Here is a 22538-nt window from a genome sequence, read left to right as displayed (position 1 = left end):
AACGTATAGCCAAGTACAGCCTATGAATAAAGCAGTATCACGGGCTCTTTATGAAGCAAAATGCTTCTTGCGCCATTCCAAATGGATCGCATCGCTTCCTGAAGCGGCCACGCAGCGGTAGATGCGGCGGCTGCAACAAGGCCGTAACGCTGTGTCTCAGACACACCTATGACGACTGGATGTGCTCCATACATCGATGGCTGTTTCTCCACAAGCTGCTTCATAGACTGAATATGCGATGGTGTTAGTCGATCGGTAAATAAACAAAACGTTGCGATATGGGTCATCTCATCCCAGCTGCCAGGTGAGGCAAGCTTCTGGCTTTCTGGTACAATCCGTTGACGCTGCGCATAAATCAGTTCATGGCCATAATAGACGGATAACGCATTTCGGAACTCCGTATATTGAAACCGCTCCTTGCGTAAAGTACGGCCCGGGCATAATATATCTGCCTGCATCCAAACTGCGCCTTGTCCAAGATAAACATTCGTATCATTATGAAACCTTGCCTCTTTATACAACATCACAGGCTCTGGCATATGTTCTACAATAGCATGATCGCCAAGGTGGAACGTCTGCCTGATAGAGGATCCATTCGTCAGGCTAGGGTGAACCTTCATATAGGATTGGGTAGTAATGCAGCTATGTGTAGAGCTGCCTGCCTTCCACTCAAGCTCATAACAATCTCCTTCAAGTAGTCCCGGCGAAGCATCCATGATGATCACGCCAAGCTGCTCCTTAAGCGGAAAGGTCTTGGCAATTTTAATCGGCGAGGTATGGTACTTATCGGCAAGGGTAGTGACACCATCCGTATAGCGAAACGAAGCGCGCAGCACAGTTGCTGCGCGCCTTTCGTTTGAAGTCTTCATCATCCTTAATGATTATAAGGCATTGCGCCAAGCTGAACGATATGCGTATGCGCTTCGCCGCGTGCATGCGATATCTCATGCTCTAGCCAACCAACAATTTCAGCAACGCCATCGCCGCCAAACATATTGGAGAAAACAAACGGACGATCGCCGCGCATCCGCTTCGAATCGGTATCCATGACTTCAAGGCTTGCCCCTACATAAGGGGCCAGGTCGATCTTGTTAATAACAAGTAAGTCCGAACGCATAATACCAGGCCCGCCCTTACGCGGAATTTTCTCTCCTTGGGCTACGTCGATAATATAGATGAAGAGATCAACCAGCTCCGGACTAAAAGCAGCTGCCAGATTGTCGCCGCCGCTTTCGATAAAGATCAGATCCAGCTTCTCGAACCTGCGCTGCAGCTCTTCAATTGCTTCGAAGTTCATCGACGCATCCTCTCGAATCGCCGTATGCGGACAACCTCCGGTCTCTACCCCAAGAATTCGCTCCTCCGGCAGGACACCTGTATTGACCAGGATTCGTGCATCTTCCTTCGTATAGATATCATTCGTGATAACCGCAACACTGTATTTTTCATGCAGCTCCCGTGATAACCGCTCAACAAGCGCTGTTTTGCCTGAACCAACCGGACCTCCGATTCCAATCCGAATTGGACGCGAAGCGTCGATAACTGGTTTTTCCCATTCCTTATGTGTATGACCTTGACCTTGGCACATAATGATACCTCCCCTAATTGGTTAAGACATAAATAAGCGGGAATACAGCTGTTCATGCCTGATCATGGCGAGCTCTGCCATCGGCATATTCGAATAAGCCTCTTCCGGTTCCATAGTCATTGCTATTCCTGACGCTTCGTCTGTTAACAGCGACAGCTTTGCAATAAGCGATTGCCCTTCTGTCTGTCCGATGGACATCAGACGCAGGGCGCTGTTCACACAGGTTACAATACAGGTGTACAAATACCCCTGAATAGCCTGCTCCTCTTCTACGCCCAGCCGCCAGCACACAAACCCGTGAACGAGCGGATGTGTAGCCTGACAGTCTCCGCGACGCAAAGCTTCATTTAATATCGACCAGTCAAGCTGAGGATGAATGGCCAATGCAAGCTGCAGCAGCCGGCGGCCCATCTTTTCCATACCAACCCTTGTTTCCACCGCGATTCTCTGGACATGCACAAGCCGTTCGACAGCAAACAATCTGTCCCATTCTTCGAGCGGAGCATCACGGTAAACCGCGCGAATGATCATGGCATCTGCGGTAGCCCAGCTTTGCCGCATCATAACTGCCGCATAATCATACAGCTGCCCGCTGTGGCGGATACGTTCTTCCTGCACCATTGTCTCGAGACCAAATGAATGGGAAAAACCGCCGATCGGCAGGGCAGAATCTAATAACTGCTGCATCGCGAGCCAAGCTCCATAACTCCCCACCCTAGCAACCGCTCCTTCCTAGAACAAAAAGTAGCGCTGTGCCATCGGCAGCGATTTCGCTGGTTCGCAGGTCACATGCTCCCCGTCTACCGTTACCTTGTAGGTCTCTGGATCAACTTCAATAACCGGCGTGGCATCATTATGAATCATGTCCTTCTTCGTGACCGACCGGCAACCCCGTACGGGTTCGATTCGTTTCTGCAATCCCAGCTGTTGATCGATACCGCGGTCAAATGCAGCTTGAGAGACAAACGTGATCGCACTGTTATAGACTGCCTTACCGAAGGAAGCAAACATATGCCGCCCGAACACTGGCTGAGGAGTTGGTATGGACGCGTTTGGATCACCCATTTGCGCGTAGGCGATGCTGCCGCCCTTAAGCACCATGTCCGGCTTCACTCCAAAAAACATCGGCTGCCACAATACGAGATCCGCATATTTTCCCGCTTCAATCGAGCCAACGATATGCGAAATCCCATGCGTAATGGCCGGATTAATCGTATACTTCGCTATATAACGCTTGATGCGGAAATTATCGCTCGTCGTATCAGGCGCTAACGGTCCTCGCTGCTGTTTCATTTTATCCGCCGTCTGCCAGGTTCGAATGATGACTTCACCAACCCGCCCCATCGCCTGGGAGTCCGAGCTGATCATACTGAAGACACCCATATCATGCAAAATATCTTCCGCCGCAATCGTCTCAGGGCGTATACGGGAGTCGGCAAAAGCAACATCCTCAGGAATCCTGCTGTCGAGATGATGGCAGACCATCAGCATATCCAGATGCTCTTCTATTGTATTAATCGTAAAAGGGCGTGTTGGATTAGTTGAAGAAGGGAGCACATTAAGCTCGCCAGCTGCAACAATGATATCCGGGGCATGACCGCCGCCCGCCCCTTCGGTATGATAAGTATGTATGGTCCGTCCGCTGATGGCCCTTAGCGTGTCCTCCACAAAACCCGCTTCATTAAGCGTATCCGTATGAATAGCAACCTGCACATCATATTGATCTGCAGCGGTTAAGCAGGCATCAATGGCAGCGGGAGTAGTTCCCCAATCTTCATGAAGCTTCAGCCCGATGGCACCTGCTTCGATCTGCTCGATTAGTGGTGCTGTGAACGATGCATTTCCTTTGCCCGTGAACCCGAGATTCATTGGAAAATGCTCCGCTGCTTCCAGCATTCTCCGCATATGCCAAGCCCCAGGAGTTACGGTTGTGGCATTGGTTCCTGTAGCCGGGCCGGTACCTCCACCAATCATCGTGGTTACTCCGGAAGAAAGCGCCGTCTCGATCTGCTGTGGGCATATAAAATGAATATGGGCATCGATACCGCCAGCCGTAATGATCTTCCCTTCGCCTGCAATAACCTCCGTACTGACCCCAGCTATCATGCCAGGGGTGACCCCGTCCATAATATCCGGGTTGCCTGCCTTGCCAATCCCAACAATGTAGCCATCCTTGATACCGATATCTGCCTTCACTATACCCCAATGATCAATAATGACTGCATTCGTGATAAGTGTATCAAGCACACCTTCATCTCGTGTTGCCCCGCTGGACTGCCCCATACCGTCACGGATCACTTTACCTCCGCCAAATTTGCATTCATCGCCGTATACGGTATAATCCATCTCAATCTCGGCCCAAAGCTCGGTATCTGCCAGCCTTACCGCATCTCCTGTTGTTGGTCCGAACATAGCCGCATAACGCTCTCTGTCGATGATACTCATCCGTCTTCCCCTTCCCATGAAATGAGACGTACACGGACTTCCTCCGGCATCGCACCAGCTTCCGCCTTTCCTTGCGACAGCCCGTTTAACCCATAGGACAGCTTGGCACCTCCAAGCTCAACAAGCGTTACCGGCTTTTCTTCCCCGGGCTCGAACCTTATTGCTGTACCTGCTGGTATATGAAGTCGCATGCCAAAGGCAGCTTCGCGATCAAAGGATAATGCCCGGTTTACTTCAAAAAAATGAAAATGAGAGCCTACCTGAATCGGACGATCACCGGTATTGACGACAATCGCTTTCGTCGTCCGGCGTCCGGCATTCAGCACAATTGAACCAGGTGTAACCCTGTATTCCCCAGGTATCATGCAAGCTTTCCCTCCTAAAAAGAATTGCGAAGCAATTCTTACTTCGTAAGCATCAGGCTTAAAGAATTGCGAAGCAATTCTTACTTCGTAAGCATCAGGCTTAAAGTATTGCGAAGCAATTCTTACTTCGTTAGCATAGGCAGGCTAGATCGAGATCGGATGATGAATGGTAATGAGCTTTGTTCCATCCGGGAATGTCGCTTCCACTTGAACTTCGTGGATCATTTCCGGTATTCCATTCATTACATCCTCACGCTTTAACACGGTTGTTCCAAATTGCATAAGTTCCGCTACAGTTTTACCGTCACGAGCACCTTCCATGATCTCTGAGGTAATAAGCGCTACACTCTCAGGATAGTTCAACTTTACTCCACGCTTCATCCGTTTTCTTGCCAAATCTGCAGCGATCGTAATCATGAGTTTTTCCTTCTCGCGTTCTGTTAATTGCATGCTTCCACCTCTCCCAAGTGTATTAGTTCTTATTATAGACAGCCGCTTGTATGAAGTAAATGATTTTATGTTAGGTAATATGACATATTGTTGAATAGTCGCATGGATTCATATGACAATCTAGTGCATTCCTTACTTATATATGACACAATCATGTCGCTTTTAATAGAATTTTGTCAAAACATGAAAAAACCCGCGAGTTAGACCTCGCGGGTTTCGTTTGCCGTTTATTAGACTATTTCTTAGCTACATATTTACGGATATCGAAGGCTACTGCAACAACGATAATTGCGCCTTTGATAATCAGTTGCCAGTAAGGGCTGATACCGATGAAAGTCAGACCGTAGTTGATAACGGTAAAGATCAATACACCAGCGATAACGCCTTTCACTCGTCCTACGCCGCCTGTTGTCGATACGCCGCCTACTACGCAGGCTGCGATCGCATCAAGCTCATACATGTTACCATAGTTGTTTGTCGCACCGCCTGTACGCGCCGCTTCCAGAACACCAGCCAGACCATACAAAGCGCCAGCAATACCATAGATCCACATCAAGCATTTTGCTACATTGATACCGGATACGTGAGCAGCATGAATGTTGCCGCCAATCGCATACATGTTTTTACCAAGAGTTGTTTTGTTGAAAGCAACCCATACGATGAACGCAACGAAGATTGCAATTAGTACGATGTAAGGCAAAGACCAGTCGCCGTTACCGATTGCACCAGTACCTAAATCACTGAAGTCACTGCGAAGACCGCCGATAGGCTGCGATTGGTTAGGCTTCATATCGAAGTACAGCGAGTTCGCGCCGTACACGGCAACCATCGTACCAAGCGTCGCAATGAATGGAGGTACATTGAACTTCGCAACGATAACACCATTAATCAAACCAACAATCAGACCTACAACGATCGCAACCAGGATCGGAAGAAACATCGGCAGATACGGCAGATCAGGGAAAAACTTATTTGCATATTCCGGGTTCTGAAGCATAGATGCGGATACAACCGCCGTCAGGCCCACAACGCGGCCGGCTGACAAGTCAGTCCCGGCAGTTATCAGGATGAACGCAGCACCAAGTGCGATAATCAATCGTGTCGACGATTGGACGAGCATATCTCTAAATACGGTAACGGACAAGAAACTCGTGTCCATAATGGAAATGACAGCGATCAAAGCGATCAACACGATCCAAATCGCGTTTTGTGAAAACATACTTTTAGCTCTTGAACCTCTTGTTGCTTCCATGAGTATTAATCCTCCTTCAAATCCTCATCATTAGCCCGTCTGTGCGGCCAATCTCATAATACTTTGTTCTGTCGCATCCTTGCTGTCGAGGATACCGGTTGCACGGCCCTCGGACATAACCATAATCCGGTCCGACATACCAATGAGCTCAGGCATTTCAGACGAAATCATAATGATGCTCTTGCCTTGCTTGGCCAGATCTATAATGATCTGATAAATCTCATATTTGGCACCAATGTCGATACCACGAGTAGGTTCGTCCAGCAGCAGAATGTCCGGATTCGTCAACAGCCAGCGTGCAAGAAGCACCTTCTGCTGGTTACCGCCCGACAGATTACGGATAAGCTGATTAACAGACGGCGTCTTCGTTCTGAACTTCTCAACGCCTTTCTTCGCTTCATCACGCATCTTCGCTTCATTCAAGAAGCCCATTGGTCCTTTGTAAAGGCCGAGGTTGGCAATCGCTGTATTTTCCGTAATCGACAAGACTGGGAAAATACCGGTTACACGGCGTTCTTCCGTCAGAAGGGCAATCTTATGCTTCTTAGCATCGATTGGATTCTTCACTTTAATTTCCTTGCCGTCTTTGTGAATGGCACCGGATTTCACCGAACGGAGTCCAAACAGCGCTTCAATCAATTCTGTACGCTGCGCGCCTACAAGACCGCCTACACCAAGAATCTCACCTTTGCGAAGCTCGAAGGAAACGTCTTTGAACGATTTAGGATTCGTCGAAGTTAGGCCCTCTACTTTGAGCATTACTTCTCCTGGTACGTTAGTACGCTCAGGGTATCGATCGGACAAATCACGGCCAACCATACGCTGAATGATCATGTCGATCGTCAGTTCAGGAGACGGCCATGTCCCGATGTATTTACCATCACGCATGATCGTTACATCATCGGAAATACGCAAAATCTCTTCCATTTTGTGCGAAATATAAATGATGGCTACGCCGCGTGCACGGAGCTTGTTAATAATCGCAAACAAATGTTCAACCTCATTGCCTGTCAGCGATGAAGTAGGCTCATCCATGACGATTATATTCGAGTTGAACGATACAGCCTTCGCAATTTCAAGGGATTGAATTTTGGACACCGACAATTCGCCGACCAGTTGGTTCGGATCAATGTCCATGTTCAAATCTTCAAACAATGCGATGGTGTCTTTATACATCTTTTTATGGTCTATGAACCGAAACGGGGCTACGCCCATCATCGGAAATCTGCCAAGCCAAATGTTCTCCATCACGCTGCGCTGAGGCACTGGATGAAGCTCCTGGTGAATCATGGATACGCCGCTGTTAAGCGCGTCTTTTGAGTTTTTAATGTCTGCCTTTTGTCCATTTAAGTAAATCTCGCCTGCATCCGGATGATAAATCCCGAACAAGCATTTCATCAGTGTTGATTTGCCGGCACCATTCTCACCCATCAAGGCGTGTACCGTACCCGGACGAACTTTAAGCGTTACATCATCAAGTGCTTTAACACCAGGAAAAGTCTTAGTAATATTGTTCATCTCAAGCAAATAAGGATGCTGCTCTGCCATTAATATAGCCTCCTTTAATCCGGCTCCCATCCAAGAAGCAAGGTACAAAAAAACAGGGGGACAACGGAAGTGCTGTCGTCGCTCCCTGTTCTTCGTTATTTTTTTATTTTTAAGTTGCTCAATTAAGTTGCGCGAATTACTTCGCTTATTTTGCGCTTTAGCGACAAAATCAATTTGTATTAAATCAAACTTATTTTGCGCTTTAGCGACAAAATCAATTTGTATTAAATCAAACTTATTTTGCGCTTTCTTGCGTTACCTTTTGGTATGGAATCCAAACATATTTGCCGTCTGTGATGTCATAGCCAGTGTTTTCTTTTGTAGGAGTCTCGCCTGCTGCCAGAACTTTCATCAGCATAACGGTTGCTTTACCTTGGTTGTCAGCATCGTTCAGAACAGTACCAAGCATCGTGCCGTCTTTCAGCGCTTGCATAGCAGGGTCAGTTGCGTCAACGCCTACAACAGGCATTTTTTTGTCGCCTTTGAAGTAGCCTTGTGCTTTCAGAGCTTCGATAGCGCCGAGTGCCATGTCATCATTGTTTGCGAGAACGGCTTCGATTTTATCACCATGGGAACCAAGAAAGGCAGCCATTTTCTCTTGGCCTTTTACGCGATCCCACATAGCTGTATCTTCAGCCAATTTTTGAACTTTAATGCCAGCGTCTTCGATCGCTTGAATGGAGAACTTCGTGCGAAGCTCAGCATCTTGGTGACCAGGCTCGCCTTTCAACATTACGTATTGCAATACGCCGTCGCCGTTTTTGTCAGCTTCAGGATGAGATTTCCAGTAGTCAGCTACGATTTCGCCTTCCATTGTGCCGGATTCTTCTGCTTTCGCACCTACGAAGAATGCTTTATCCCATTTCGCAAGGTCATCGGCCAAAGGCTCGCGGTTGATGAATACAACTGGAATGTCAGCTTTTTGGGCTTTATCGATAATAACGCCTGCTGCCGTACGGTCAACCGGGTTAATCGCCATTGCTTTAACTTTTTTCGTAATAAACAAGTCAACTTTATCGTTTTGTGTCGGTTGGGAGTTTTGGCTGTCTACGATATCAACCTTAACATTGCCTTCAGCCGCTTTGCTGATGGAGTTCCGTACACCGCTCATAAACGTATCGTCGAATTTGTAAATCGCTACGCCTGTTTTAGGAAGGCTTCCACCTGTGGAACCGCTGTTATTCGAGTTCGAGCAACCTGCTGCTGTAAGTGCTACTGCTCCCGCAACGAGAGCTACTGTCCATTTTTTCATCTCTGTATTACCCCCCGAGTGAATTAAGTAATGCGAGCTTGCCGTTTGACTTGCTTGCTGCATCCTTATTATGTCGAAATTTGAAATGGATTCGAATCTAATATTCTCATCTTTTTTATTAATATTCTCATCAATTTCCGATTACTGAACGACAGGGAATAGAAGCTTCTGGTTATCCTTCCAGAACATGTTTTTCTTGTCGATCAGCTTCCGTTCAATTTCAACCCGGGAAGGGACTTTATGCCCAAGCGCTGCCTCCATTGCGTATTTGATACCTAGATAACCCATGCTGAACGGATTTTGTACAATCAGCTTCTGCAGTTGGTTATCCTGCATCATCTCAAGAAGTTCCGGCGAACTGTCAAAACCAATAAGCTTGATCCGTTCACCAGCCTGCTCTTTCTTAAGCTCCATTGCCGTCCCGATCGAGGAGTCGATGTTAATGGCTACAATGCCGTCAAGCTTCTGCTCATGAAGCTCCTTGCTGACTGAAGCGCTGCAGCTGTCATGATCACCCGTGCACATCACCTGGTCTACGAGACGGATATCTGGATGGTCAGATGCAGCGTCCCGAATGCCTTTTTCACGAAGCTTGCCATTAATGCCCGCAGCATCATGAGTCACTATGGCTATGTTCCCTCGTCCCTCAAGCTGCTTAGCCAGCTCGTCGAGCGCTTCTTTTCCCGCCGTATAGTTATCCATTCCGATATAAGACCTTGTCTTCCCTGATGTGAGTATGCTGTCGATCGCAATAACAGGAATATGCAGCTCCGCAGCTGCTTTCAAAAACGGGCCAAACGCCTCATCATCACTAGCCGCAAGTACTATCGCATCCGGTTTTGTCTTCAAGGACTGGATTGCAGCTTGAAGCTGGCCTTCTATATCGCCCTGATCGTAAGAATTGGTTACATACATCGTAATACCGAATTCCTTCACAGCTGCTTGTGCCCCCATGGCCACGTTCTGCCAATAATCACCTTCGTTAGACCGTAAAATCATTTGAATGGTCATATCGGAAGTTTTTGATTTCCGCTCGAGAAAACCTGGATTAAAAGCAGATACAAGCAGAACAATCGCCGTAACAACAATTAGGATGCTTATAATAACCCTTTGTCTCCGGTTCATTCTGCCTGATCCCTCCTTTCAGCCTGCTCCAGTTCCATAGCGGGGAATCGGATCGTTACCGTTGTTCCTTCCTCAAGTTCGCTGTCGAAATGCAAGCCATACATCTGTCCATAAAATAATCGGATCCGCTCCTGTACGTTCGTCACGCCTACTCCTGATCCTTTTGAACTAGTGACTTGGCCAGTCATTATCTGCTTAAGCCGTTCCTCGCTCATCCCTAGTCCGTCATCACTTACTTCAATAACGATGTCTTCATCATCAAGCTTAACCTTCACCTTAATATGGCCCTTATCAACGGAAGGCTCGATGCCATGTACAAGAGCATTCTCAATTAATGGTTGGATGATCAGCTTGAGAGTTGCATAGTTCAAGGCTGTCTCATCCGCCTCAATCGTGTAATCAAATTTATTCTTAAACCTCATTTGCTGAATAACGAGGTAATTACGTGCATGCTCAAGTTCATCAGCTATCGTAATTACGCTTTTACCTTTGCCAAGGCTGATTCTGAACAGCCTGGACAACGAAGTAATCATCGTTGTGACTTCTTCGTTCTTGTTCATTCCGACCATTCGAACGACCGAATTGAGTGTGTTATATAGAAAATGTGGATTGATTTGGGCCTGCAGCGCTTCAAGCTCATATTTCCGTTTGCTCTCCTGCTCTGTGACAATCTGCCTCATGAGCTTCTTAATTGTGCCAATCATAATATTAAATCTGTCAGCTAGCTGCCATACTTCAAGAGGACCTTCGCCAATCGCTGTTTGTTCAAAATTGCCATGCTCCACATTTTTCATAGAAAGCTCCAATTGTTTAATTGGTCTTGATATACGCCGTGAAACCATGCTGGACAACAACACAACAATAAGAATTAAAGCAAGAAGAAGCTGAAACATAGACCGGTTCAACTCCGAAATAGACGTCATGGCTTCGTTCTTGTAAGACACCCCTACAACCTTCCAACCTACATTGCCAATCGTTTGAATACTTATGATCTTCGTATCATCTGCGGTTCGGTCGATAAAGCTGCCGTATGTATGCTTAAGGGCAAGCTCAACATTCTCATCCTTTAATCCTGCATAGATGAGCTGCAGCTGCGGGTGATAAACAATATTGCCGGCCGATTCATCCAGAATATAGACATAACCCTTCTCACCCAGGCTGACCCGATCGGATAATTCATCAATTGTGTTAAAGTTCACATCAAGAAGCAGTACCCCTTGGATGGTCTTTCCATTATGGTTAATGGTAATACTCTTGCTTAGTGAAACGACCCAGCGAAACTGCTCCTTATAGAAATTCTGCACATGCGGCAGCGAGATCGACAGATGACCTGGTGTATCCAGCGCACTTTGGAACCAGCCTTCGGATCTTACATCCAGCGCCTGCTTCATCGTGACATTCGGCAAATCCATCACAAGCTGCCCTTTCTCATCAAATAAGGCAAGCGATACCGTATCTGCACGGGTAGACATCATCGTCTCTAATTGGCGTCGAATGGTCTCTGAATCCACATCTCCACTTAGGCTGATCGTATGGTACATCATGTTGAACAGATCCGCGGTTGCCTGCACATTATTTTCAAGACTATAACTAACTTGATCAACAATCTGCTGAGAATTACGGAATGCATTCTCCTCAGCAGTTGTTGCGAAACGGCTGTATAGCACAGTACTTACAACGATAATGATGAAGACCGAGAACAAGATGATGGAGACAGACAAAATGTATTGAATACTCTTGCCGCGCATCATTTCGATGACTCCGACAGGGCGTTACGATACTCTTTGGCGGACACGCCTTCATATTTCTTGAAACAGAGGCTGAAATAATTCGGATCAGCGAAGCCAACCTTATCCGCGATCTCGAAGGTCTTCATTTCCGTTGTCCGCAAATATTCTTTCGCTGCTTCCATCCTCAGTTGCAGCAAATAAGCACCATAGGTCAGCTTCACTTCTTTCTTGAATAAACTGCTGAAGTATCCCGTGCTAATGTGCAGATGCGCGCATACAACCGCAATGGACAGCTCCTGGTCGCCGAAATTACTTTTTGTAAATTGAATCGCTTCTTCCACGATATGCTTGTATGAGCTTTGTCTGCGGCTCACTATCCGGCTGCGCACTTTCCCGCACAAGTCAGTAAACCATGCTTTGGTCTCATTAAGCGTATTCAGCTTTTGGTACTGATTGAGTATGCCGGCTCCACCTGCAAAAATAGGATCAGTACCGTCATCTGTCATCTTGGATAACTTAATAATGGCCGTTACCATCTCCAACAAATAATGCTGGAAGTCATGTACGGGAGCCTGCACCCGTGAGATGTTGTCAAACAACTCATCAATAATATCTAACAGCTCTTGCTCCGTCCCAAGCTTGATGGAACGGATCAGGTTCTGCTCCTTCCACTCATCGAAGATCAGCTTTTCCTGTACGCGCTCTTCCATATCATCAATGCAAATAATTTGGTTCGTCCCAAGAATACGCCGGTAATCAAGTGCTGACTCAGCTGCTTCATACGAATATTTCAAGCTGCGGATATCCTGCGTAATCGTACCTACTCCAATCATGATCGGGAGCTTCAGGAATTTTTCTATACTTTGCAAAATTTCTTTCAAAGCATTCTGTGTTGTTCCCATGACCACTTCAGCATTCGTATCAGGGCTTACGGTAAACAGGACGACTTGATCTTGATGAATAAATACCTTACCAAGCTTATCCCTCACCCATATTTCATTAGCTATATTCGTGATGGAAAACAGCTTCAGATCTAGGTCCTTTATCGAGGAGACAGCATGATGCGGATCCTGTCCCTCTTCAGGCTTGTCCGAATGAAGTACCGAAATAATGGATACAAGATAACCTTCGCCTTCCAGCTCCATGCCGTATTTATCAGCTTTCTCACGGATAGCCGCTATCGATTGATGACGAGTTATCAAAGAAGACAGAAATTTCTCGCGGACGATTGGCAGCGTTGTACGGTAATGCTCCTGTAAGAGCTCGATGTTATTACGCATCTTCCGCTCTTCATCCATTCTGCGTTTAACTTCCAGAACCGTCTCCGTTAATTGCTGGCCCGAGAACGGCTTAAGCACATAAGCTTCTACCTGAAGATTAATAGCTTGCTTTGCATATTCAAACTCATCATGCCCCGTCAAAATAACAACTCGGGTGATTGGATACATTTTTTTCACCCAATCGGACAGCTCGAGTCCATTCATATAGGGCATGCTAATATCGGTTATGAGCACATCGGGCTCCATTTTTTCAACAAGCTCCATCGCTTCTTTACCATTACTGGCTGTCTTCACTTCAGAAAAGCCGCAGCTTTCCCAATCGATCTCCATCATGAGACCCTCTGTTACTTCCGGTTCATCGTCGACGAGCAGCAATTTATACATGATGTGTTGATTCCTCCTTCATAAAACCGCAGTACTCATTTTGCCACAAAAAGTTAGCCGGTAATAAAAAATGTCGAAAAATGTAGGCAACATGGGCGTAAAGACCATAATAAGCGCAATTTGCGCTGTTTTACAAGCATTTACGGCACTTCCCTGCTCTTGCTCTGGTAGCCAACCTTTGTCCAATATGTTAAACTCAAAGGTATGACATTACATGGGAGGGACTAGCATGGCGCCTAAGAAAATGAGATCTGATATGATTAAAAAAGGATTTGACCGCGCACCTCACCGCAGTCTTTTGCGGGCTGCAGGAGTAAAGGAAGAAGATTTTGGCAAACCATTCATCGCGGTTTGTAACTCTTATATTGATATTATTCCAGGTCATGTTCATCTCCAGGAATTCGGTAAGCTGGTTAAAGAAGCTATTCGTGAAGCAGGCGGCGTTCCGTTCGAATTCAACACCATTGGTGTAGATGACGGGATTGCAATGGGTCACATCGGCATGCGTTACTCGCTTGCAAGCCGCGAGATCATTGCCGACTCCGTTGAAACCGTTGTTAACGCTCACTGGTTCGACGGTATGGTCTGTATTCCGAACTGTGACAAAATTACACCAGGTATGATGATGGGTGCCCTTCGTGTAAACATCCCAACCATGCTCGTAAGTGGTGGACCAATGAAAGCCGGCAGAACTTCCGACGGCCGTGCAATCTCCCTGACTAGCGTATTTGAAGGCGTTGGCCAATATATCGCTGGTACGATCGATGAAGTTGGTCTTACTGAATTAGAACAATTCGGCTGTCCAACTTGCGGCTCTTGCTCCGGTATGTTCACAGCTAACTCCATGAACTGTCTTGCAGAAGGCCTTGGCCTTGCAATGCCAGGTAACGGTACGATTCTTGCTGTATCGCCTGAGCGTAAAGAGTTCGTTAAAGAATCGGCTCGCCAGCTGATGAAACTAATCGAACTTGGCATCAAACCACGTGATATCGTTACAAAAGAAACAATCGACAACGCATTTGCTCTTGATATGGCTTTGGGCGGTTCAACAAATACAGTTCTTCACACGCTTGCTATTGCGCATGAAGCTGGTATCGAATACCCAATCGAACGCATTAATGAAATTGCAGAACGCGTTCCGCATCTTGCGAAAATTGCTCCAGCATCCGATTACCATATCGAAGATGTTCATGTTGCAGGCGGCGTAAGCGCCGTTCTTAATGAGCTGCTCAAAAAAGAAGGCGCATTGGATGGCACACGTATGACTGTTACTGGTAAAACACTTCGTGAGAATGTTGAAGGCTGTGAAATCCAAGATACAGATGTTCTCCGTACGATCGATAACCCGCATAGCGAACGCGGCGGCCTTGCTGTGTTGTTCGGTAACCTTGCTCCAGAAGGCTCCATCGTTAAAGTCGGCGCTATCGACAAATCGGTTGGCGGCTACCACAAAGGTCCTGCTATTTGCTTCGATTCCCAAGATGATGCTCTTGCAGGCATCTCGAGCGGCAAAGTAAAAGAAGGCCATGTTGTAGTTATTCGCTACGAAGGACCTAAAGGCGGTCCTGGTATGCCAGAAATGTTGGCTCCAACATCTCAAATCGTTGGTATGGGACTTGGTACAAAAGTCGGCCTTATCACTGACGGACGTTTCTCGGGTGCATCCCGCGGTATCAGTATCGGTCACGTTTCTCCAGAAGCAGCTGAAGGCGGTCCAATCGCATTCGTTCAAGACGGCGACATCATTGAGCTGGATATGAACAACCGTGGCATAAACCTGCTGATCAGCGACGAGGAAATGGAAAAACGCCGCGCCGCATGGCCTGGTTTTGAACCAAAAATCAAACGCGGCTACCTGGCTCGTTACTCCCACCTGGTTACAAATGCAAGTATGGGCGGCGTAATGAAAATGTAGTTTGCAGAGTGAAGCAGCTTCCCTTAGGGGAGCTGCTTTTTTGTTTTTCTTGGGCGTTTACACCACTCCGCAGACGTCTATCTCCTCCGATCGCCATTGCTCGCAGATTCCTCGAACCAACTTGTACCAAGTTGGAATCCGCGAGCAAAAGCGAACGCTTCGCTTCTCCAGAGATAGACGTCTGCTCCGTTGAAGCAGCGAGCAAGGCCAAAACAAACAACAACCCCTCCAGTCGCTGACTTCATCTGCAACAGGAGAAGGGGAAGAAGGGAAGAAGGAAAGAAGGAAAGAAGGAAACAAAAAGCCGACAACTCCAATGGAATTGTCGGCTTTTTATGGAAAGAACAATTTATATAACGGATGGGTTGCTTTCTAGATCAGTAGCAGCCTCATCAACGGAAGGAGAAGACTTAGCAGCTGCGACTTCCTGATGTGGTTTTACGTCTTTTGCTGCTGGAGATTGACTTCCGTTCACGGAATACATGAGCAGTCGTTCAATAGGCATAAACAGCATATGTGGGTTGATCGTATCCCGTCTTGCTTTACCTCTAGAGTTACGCTGCTTATTGGTTAGTACTCTCGTCAGGATTCGCAAGTAAATACGTGTTGTGCGAGCGAATAGCCCGTCTGGCATCGGCACAACCTGGAAACCTAATCGATCAGCCCCGCGATGGATCATTGTTATACCATATAAAGAGCGTGCACCTTCTGCTTCCGGATCATTAGCCAGTTCCCTTGCCAGAATCGGCAATGCCTCCTCGACTTCCCGAAGCATCCGGATTCCCGTTGCGAGCGGTGAACTAGATGTGGCTGCAATCGTCGACAACATTTTATTATCGAAATGCAGTTCCACGACTTTATCTCCTTTGTTCAAATAGCCGTCATCTGCAAGTTTAATCGGATTCCCGTTATACTTGATGATGCGGTAATGGAAACACTGGTTCTCTTCCCCCACATGTTTGAGCCGGAAAACAACATGGAACAATTGCTCATACAGGAGCCAGGCTCCAACAATTGTATTTTTCCATACAGAACGTTTGGACGTTTTCTCTGACAATTTGATCATCTCCGCTATACCCACAAACCGGTATCCTCGTTTTGTCGCTTCTTCCATGTAGGCTTCGAGTGCAATCAGCATATTTGCTGGTGCAGTCTCGTCAGCCCCTGGTGTACGTCCGCAATCATGAAGGAGCAGCACTTCCCCAGGATTTAGCTTTTGCATCATTTTCTGTTTCAACCGTTCCGCTCCAAGCTTTACATTCCAGTCGCCAAATATAGCCGACCACAATATAATTTGCATTTTGTTTGGGTTGGTGAAATCAAAAATATTGATGATCCCCCAAGGCGGCCGATAATAAACGGAACGAAGCCCGGTTGCTTCCCGTATTACGTCTGAGGTACGCGCAATCTGGTTGCGCACCGTCTTAGGTCTCATAAACCAATTGGTCTTATGAACATAATTATGAATACCGATAATATGACCTTCATCATGCATTCTGCGCAGCAATTCCGGATGCTTCTCCGCATGCGAGCCAACGACAAAAAAGGTTGCCTTCGCCTTGTACCTTGCAAGAAGATCAAGCAGCTGCGGCGTATATTCAAGATCCGGTCCATCATCAAAGGTAAGTGCGATTTCGTTCGCGACGCGACCTTTCTTGAACACACGGAATCCGAAAACACGGCTGATTAGTGCAGGAATAAAGGCGTACAAGGACAAGAAGTAAAATGCCCAAAGCAGCAATTGTAACATTTTGTTTTCCCCACCGTTTATGAATGTAATAATAAACACGATACCTTTAATTGTACCATATGAGGATTAATAATAGGCATCGTTTTAGAAATTATAGTACAATCACTACAAGGATATGATTCCTTATTCGAGAGGAGATTATTGCATGCTTCCGTTTTATAAAAAATATTGGCGTACAGCATTCGACATAGCGCTTATTGCACTTACCGTATTCTTAGTGATGGCTGCTTTTAGTTATTTGTACAAAATCGCAACTCCAATCTTTTTTGCCTTTGTTATTTATTTGTTTATCGAGCCGCTGGCCAGACGCTTGAACAAAATAGGCATTAAGAAGTCTATTGCATCAGGCATATCCGTCCTTGTGTTCTCACTAATTATTTTGGGCATTTTTTCTGGACTAGCCTATGTGATTACGAGCCAAGGCACTGATTTCATCAAAGTCAAATTACCGTATTATCAGGAGCTCTTCAAGGAGCAGGTGCAGGATGATTCAAGCGTATTCCAACAGAAGCTTCAGGCACTTCCGCCGGATTGGGTAGCTAAAATTACAGAATACATAAACGGAGCAACTGAGTATTTACCGAAGCTTGCCAATATTATTTTCACTGGGCTTGTCGGATATATTTCATCGTTCTCTACGTTTATCTTCAATTTTGTAATCGGTATTATCCTGGCGTATTTCCTCAGCATTGAGATTAAGATGTGGAAAAAAACAGCCAATGAAAAAACACCAAATACGTTCAAGAAAGCCTTCTTCTTCCTTCGCGAAAATGTATTCAAGGGTATTGGCGCCTATGTGAAGGCACAAGCCAAAATGATGAGTATCACTTTCCTCGTTATTTTTGCAGCACTTCTTATTTTACAGGTAGACAATGCTTTCGCGATTTCCGTAACGGCCGGTATCTTTGATGTGCTGCCATTGCTTGGCGTAAGTACATTGTTTGTCCCATGGATCATTTATCTATTCCTGGTCGGTCAAACTTCGCTTGCTGTCTGGCTGTCCGTTTTGCTGATCGTCGTTGTTGTAACACGGCATATTGTTGAGCCCAAGATCACCGGCGACACACTTGGCGTATCTGCGTTCACCATGCTTTCCTGCATGTTTATCTCCCTTCATCTGTTTGGCGTTGCTGGTGTTATCCTGTCGCCAATCATTATTATCGTCATAAAGTCGTTGTTAGAACAAGGCTTCTTCCACCGCTGGATTCGTACTCCGCAAGGAGAATATGATGAGCCTGCAGAGACAGTGGAAGAAGTTACGGACGGTACACAGCCGTCAACGGGTGTATAAGGCGAGAATATCCATCACTCCGCGAAAAAGCTCCGTCGCCTGGTTGATGCTTTCAGGCGGACGATTCTCCGCCAGTACAGCAACCGCATAGCGCGGCTTCTCGGCCGGACCGTATCCCGTGAACCATTGGTTCACGCGGGGCGCTCCGGCCTTTGTTATTTCGGCGGTGCCCGATTTGCCGGCCACCGCCCACAGCCCTTGGCGGATCGATCGACCGGTTCCATGGTCGACCACCGCCTCCATGCCGCGAAGCAGCTTTCGCGCAGTGGCCGGACGAATCCGGCCGCTTTCCGCAGGAGCGCTCTTCGCGGGCAGCGACACCATCCGCTGGCCATTGGCATAGCGGATCTCACGGACGAGGCGCGGCTCCATCACGCGCCCGCTGTTCAGCAGCGTGACGACCAGATTCGCCGCCTGCAGCGGCGACATCAATACATCACGCTGCCCGATGGCGGATTGTGCCATAACACCTCCATCCGCCTCTGCTTTTTCAGCCGCCGTGAATAACCTCCCGGCTTCCTCCTCCCCAAGCAGCCGGAGGGGCTTGTGAAACGGGCCAAATGCCCGATTTGAATGCCAGCCAGCTTGCTTCCCAACACCTAATGCAGCAGCCGTTCGCTGCAGCTGCTCTGCGCTTAATCGCTCAGCAATGGTCGCAAATACGATATTGCAGGATTGGGCGAGTCCTTCCCTCAGCGTTAAAGTGCCATGACCTCCCTCTTTCCAGCACGATAATCCATATTTACCGTATTCACCATTACATGTGAATCTTTCCTTCTCGTTCGTTACKCCCGCTTCTAAAGCTGCAGCTTCGGTAATCAGTTTGAAGATGGATCCGGGAACTGCAGCTTGAATCGCATGATTGGCCCATTCCTTCTCGTCGCCTAATTCAAGCGGCTTCATCTGCGGCCTAGAGATCATCGCTACAATGTCCCCATTACGGGCATCAAGAACAACAACTGCGCCTTCCTTCATAGACTTTGTATCCACATAAGCTTCAATCTGATTTTGCAGGTCCAGATCAAGTGTAGTCTGAACCTGCAGCGGATAATAGGGATTCCCTGGTTCCGTGATCCGGTAGTCCAGTCCTAATAACGGTCCATTATTGCCATCTGTAAAATACGATACAGATGTCGCTCCTGCACCGTGGAGTAAATCATCTAACGATCTTTCTAAACCAGAGCCGCCGATCTGATCATTTAGGTTCCGTTTACCTTTCTCTAACTCCTTCGAATAGACCAGTTCCAAATGCTCCGGATGCTGGCTGATATAGCCAATTGCTTGCTTCGCAGCAAACGTCGTGAAGTATCGATTACGATAAGGCAGCGCTCTAACTCCATTCAAATGCAGCTGCGCAAGCTCCTTAAGCTCCTGATCCGTTAATCTGTAAGGCAGCTTGTCCTTTCCTTTATGCCAGAAGGTTGGTTCACGCAGCTGCTTCCACCAGCTCACGAGCTCCTGTTCCGGTACATGTAGCATCGTTGACAGCTTCCTAACAGCTTGCTGCCACTTCTCGTCAACTTCATCCCGAGTCTTCATGTTCACTGGAAATAAAGCCAGCGTATAATAGGTCTCCCCTGTAATCGGTTTGTTATGCCGATCTAGAAAGTCTCCTCTACCCGTATCCAGTACGAGGTTTCGCTCACGCTGCAGCACCGACATCCGCTTCCAGTTGCTGCGGCTCATTGCAGAAGCTGTACTTTTATGCCCATAGCCAGGTGTTAGCTGCAGCCAGGCAAGCCTGGCGATATATCCCGAGAATAATAACAGAAATAATAAACCAATAGCAGCTGCCCGTCTCTTCATGCAATATCCTCCAGTTATGGTCCGATAGCTACATTATCGCCTTACGAGAGCACAAAAAAACCGTCCAAATGGATCTTCATCCATTCGCACGGCTTTTCGTTCATTACATTAATCGATTTTGAAACGGGACAATGATTCCTTCAATCCGCGGGATACGGCATCCAGCTTCTCGGACAAGTTAACAAGGCCGTTGCTGATACTGAGCTGCTCTGAGCTAAGCGATGCAACTTCCTCGGACGTTGCCGAAGATTGCTGTGCAACTGCACTTACATTCCCCATCGCTTCTGTTAATACAACTTGAGATTGATCAAGCATATTGATGGAATTCGTAACCGAATCCAGCTTCTCCACGAATTGTCCCATTTGGTTTTGAACCGTCAGGAAGATTTGATTCGCTTCTTTAACGGATCCAATCTGTTCTTGGAATAATGGATAAGCATCAGATAATACGGTTACTGTCTCATCGATCTGTGTCATAATAGTTCCGGTAATTTGACCTACTACATCAATGGATTGACGGGACTGGTCAGCAAGCTTGCGAATCTCATCGGCAACAACCATAAAGCCTTTGCCCGCTGCTCCAGCACGAGCTGCTTCAATCGTTGCGTTAAGCGATAGAATGTTGGTTTGCTTCGTTAAATTGTTCAGTACATCCAAAATTTTCACAATGGAGCCTGTACTCATCTTCAAGCTGTCCACTTTCTCCACCATGGAGCGAGTCATCTCTTCGGTCATGCCAGTCTTCTGAATAAGAAGCCCCATGTATGCCGTACCCTGCTGGCTCGCCTTCTCCACTTCACCCGCAGATTCAACCATATGACCGGTCGCTTCCATAACGGATTTCATCTGTTCATTAATGCTGCTCGTCAGATCACTGCCTCTTTCCGCCTCAACCGCCAGGCTTGAAGCTCCACTTGCGATCTCTTCTGTAGCAACGGAAATCTCTCTAGCGGAGATAGCTGTTTTCTTCGATACATCCGTCAGTTCACCAGCCGTAGATAGAACATCGTCTGCCGACTGCGTTGTTTGCTGAGCTAGTGCTGTAATTTGAATCATCATTTTATTAAAACTGTCGCCAAGCTGACCAATCTCATCCTGGCGCTTCTTCATATTTGAACGAACCGTCAAGTTGCCGCGTTCGCCCTCATTCATCAGGTTACGCATCGCCATTAGCGGCATCGCAATCGTTCGGATAACCAATATACCTATGGCAATTGCAATAAACATCGCTACAAGTGCAATAATCCATGTCATCTTATTAATAACGCCCGCATCTTTGACTAGCTCGTTAACCGGAATTGTCCCAACCAGCTTCCAATCGACCGTATCCAGCGTCTTAAACACGGAGAGTACTTCCTCTCCATTAGAAGCTTTCTCTTTGAGCGAGCCTTCGGGATCAATATTCAGCTTCACGATATTGCCTTTGCCAATCAAGCTGTCATCCTGGGCTGCAACATACTTATTGTCGCTGTCTACAAGTGAGATCTTGCTGCCATCACCTAGTGAAACATCCTCGTATTGCTCACGGATATCTGACAAGCTGAGCTCGAGCAGCAGCATATAAGAAGCGGCATTCGTTGTTGTATTATTCATCTGTCTGCTAAGTCCAATAGATGGAAGCTTATCTGTAGTGCCAAAACCTGTAGGCTGTGTCTCAATCCAGTTTACGCCGCCCTTTGAAGTCTTGGTCTTCTCGAACCAATCCGATTTCATCAGATCAGGCGCTACCGCAACAGAAGCCGTTCCGTAGGTAATAATCGGAAGCTTATCATTCAGTGGAAGCAAGTAAGCACCGATGATTGTCTTATTGGCCATTACTGCATTTTGCAAGCGGTCACCTAAATTCTTCTCCGCCTCAAATAAATCAAAAGCTTCTGTACTATCTTCTAGCTTAGACACAAGCGTATGGAATTCTTTATCAATCATCATCTGCATCGACAGGTCTTCGTATGTTTTAAGGACAATATCAAGGTTAGCCGAGGCTTGGACAATCGTTTGGAAGCTGGCGCTCGACACCTTGTCTTCTACAATCGATTTTGTTTTCGAATATGCCATTTGACCTACGACAAAAACACATGCGATGATGCTGATAAAAATAATTAAGAACAGTTTTGTACCTACTGATTTGAATGGATTCGAGAAGATTGAAGTGAACGTTTGTGTCACTTGTTTCGTTGTCTGTGCCGCTGCCGCTTGCGCTTTTGGTTGCGCTTTCATTTTTTGCGGTTTATCTTTTTCTTTTTTAGGTTTGTCTGTTTTCGTCATACAAGACACCCGCCTCTTTATCATTATGTGGTTTGTAATCATGATGGTCTAATTACCCAGAACTAGTTCTATTACCCTATTACGTATGTTCA

General features: G+C 46.8%; 17 protein-coding genes. 2 read left to right on the top strand and 15 right to left on the bottom strand.

The genetic code is table 11. The annotated features are described in order from the left end of the window. Positions 1-20: 20 nt before the first annotated feature. From AB4Y93_RS10480 to AB4Y93_RS10425, 12 genes are all read right to left on the bottom strand, one after another. A complete protein-coding gene (locus AB4Y93_RS10480; protein WP_441891568.1) occupies positions 21-869 on the bottom strand; it encodes an urease accessory protein UreD in 849 nt (282 codons plus the stop codon). A 5-nt stretch (positions 870-874) separates the two neighbouring features. After that, positions 875-1588, bottom strand: a complete 714-nt coding sequence (ureG, locus tag AB4Y93_RS10475; protein WP_441891566.1) for an urease accessory protein UreG — start codon at positions 1586-1588, stop codon at positions 875-877. 21 nt (positions 1589-1609) lie between these two features. Next, positions 1610-2302 (bottom strand): urease accessory protein UreF, encoded by a 693-nt coding sequence (locus AB4Y93_RS10470; RefSeq protein WP_441891564.1) that lies wholly within the window; start codon positions 2300-2302, stop codon positions 1610-1612. An 18-nt stretch (positions 2303-2320) separates the two neighbouring features. Further along, positions 2321-4033, bottom strand: a complete 1713-nt coding sequence (ureC, locus tag AB4Y93_RS10465) for an urease subunit alpha (protein WP_441891562.1) — start codon at positions 4031-4033, stop codon at positions 2321-2323. Beyond that, on the bottom strand, positions 4030-4398 hold the full coding sequence (locus AB4Y93_RS10460; protein ID WP_441891560.1) for an urease subunit beta: 369 nt from the start codon (positions 4396-4398) through the stop codon (positions 4030-4032). The genes ureC and AB4Y93_RS10460 overlap by 4 nt, the downstream gene beginning before the upstream one ends. Before the next feature lie 144 nt (positions 4399-4542). Continuing rightward, complete coding sequence (locus AB4Y93_RS10455; RefSeq protein ID WP_441891558.1) at positions 4543-4848, bottom strand: urease subunit gamma; 306 nt, start codon at positions 4846-4848, stop codon at positions 4543-4545. A gap of 235 nt (positions 4849-5083) precedes the next feature. Beyond that, positions 5084-6100, bottom strand: a complete 1017-nt coding sequence (gene mglC / locus AB4Y93_RS10450) for a galactose/methyl galactoside ABC transporter permease MglC (protein WP_441891556.1) — start codon at positions 6098-6100, stop codon at positions 5084-5086. A gap of 30 nt (positions 6101-6130) precedes the next feature. Next, positions 6131-7648, bottom strand: a complete 1518-nt coding sequence (locus AB4Y93_RS10445) for a sugar ABC transporter ATP-binding protein (protein ID WP_441891554.1) — start codon at positions 7646-7648, stop codon at positions 6131-6133. Between the two features lie 235 nt (positions 7649-7883). Further along, positions 7884-8900 (bottom strand): substrate-binding domain-containing protein, encoded by a 1017-nt coding sequence (locus tag AB4Y93_RS10440; RefSeq protein WP_441891552.1) that lies wholly within the window; start codon positions 8898-8900, stop codon positions 7884-7886. A 141-nt stretch (positions 8901-9041) separates the two neighbouring features. Continuing rightward, positions 9042-10025 (bottom strand): substrate-binding domain-containing protein, encoded by a 984-nt coding sequence (locus AB4Y93_RS10435; protein ID WP_441891550.1) that lies wholly within the window; start codon positions 10023-10025, stop codon positions 9042-9044. Further along, the gene (locus tag AB4Y93_RS10430) at positions 10022-11776 is read right to left on the bottom strand and encodes a cache domain-containing sensor histidine kinase (RefSeq protein WP_441891548.1); all 1755 of its coding nucleotides are present in this window, start codon (positions 11774-11776) and stop codon (positions 10022-10024) included. The genes AB4Y93_RS10435 and AB4Y93_RS10430 overlap by 4 nt, the downstream gene beginning before the upstream one ends. Then, entirely contained in the window at positions 11773-13419 is a 1647-nt protein-coding gene (locus AB4Y93_RS10425) for a response regulator (RefSeq protein WP_441891546.1), read from the bottom strand. The genes AB4Y93_RS10430 and AB4Y93_RS10425 overlap by 4 nt, the downstream gene beginning before the upstream one ends. 229 nt (positions 13420-13648) lie before the next feature. Between AB4Y93_RS10425 and ilvD the strand changes: the two genes are divergently transcribed. Then, positions 13649-15334 (top strand): dihydroxy-acid dehydratase, encoded by a 1686-nt coding sequence (gene ilvD, locus AB4Y93_RS10420; protein ID WP_441891544.1) that lies wholly within the window; start codon positions 13649-13651, stop codon positions 15332-15334. A gap of 349 nt (positions 15335-15683) precedes the next feature. Here ilvD and AB4Y93_RS10415 read toward each other — a convergent pair whose 3' ends face one another. Continuing rightward, a complete protein-coding gene (locus AB4Y93_RS10415) occupies positions 15684-17084 on the bottom strand; it encodes a polysaccharide deacetylase family protein (protein WP_441891542.1) in 1401 nt (466 codons plus the stop codon). Positions 17085-17229: 145 nt separating this feature from the next. Between AB4Y93_RS10415 and AB4Y93_RS10410 the strand changes: the two genes are divergently transcribed. Next, positions 17230-18375, top strand: a complete 1146-nt coding sequence (locus tag AB4Y93_RS10410) for an AI-2E family transporter (protein ID WP_441891540.1) — start codon at positions 17230-17232, stop codon at positions 18373-18375. Here the strand turns inward: AB4Y93_RS10410 and AB4Y93_RS10405 are convergent. After that, complete coding sequence (locus AB4Y93_RS10405) at positions 18361-20181, bottom strand: peptidoglycan D,D-transpeptidase FtsI family protein (RefSeq protein WP_441891538.1); 1821 nt, start codon at positions 20179-20181, stop codon at positions 18361-18363. The two genes, AB4Y93_RS10410 and AB4Y93_RS10405, sit on opposite strands and share 15 nt — an antisense overlap. A gap of 108 nt (positions 20182-20289) precedes the next feature. Continuing rightward, positions 20290-22446: a methyl-accepting chemotaxis protein gene (locus AB4Y93_RS10400; RefSeq protein WP_441891536.1), complete on the bottom strand. Its 2157-nt coding sequence runs from the start codon at positions 22444-22446 to the stop codon at positions 20290-20292. Between the last annotated feature and the right edge of the window lie 92 nt (positions 22447-22538).

The sequence above is a fragment of the Paenibacillus sp. YAF4_2 genome (assembly GCF_052113225.1).
Classification (GTDB): Bacteria; Bacillota; Bacilli; order Paenibacillales; family Paenibacillaceae; genus Pristimantibacillus.
The sequence above is the reverse complement of the archived record's forward strand: the minus strand, read 5'-3'. Positions and strand labels throughout refer to the sequence as shown.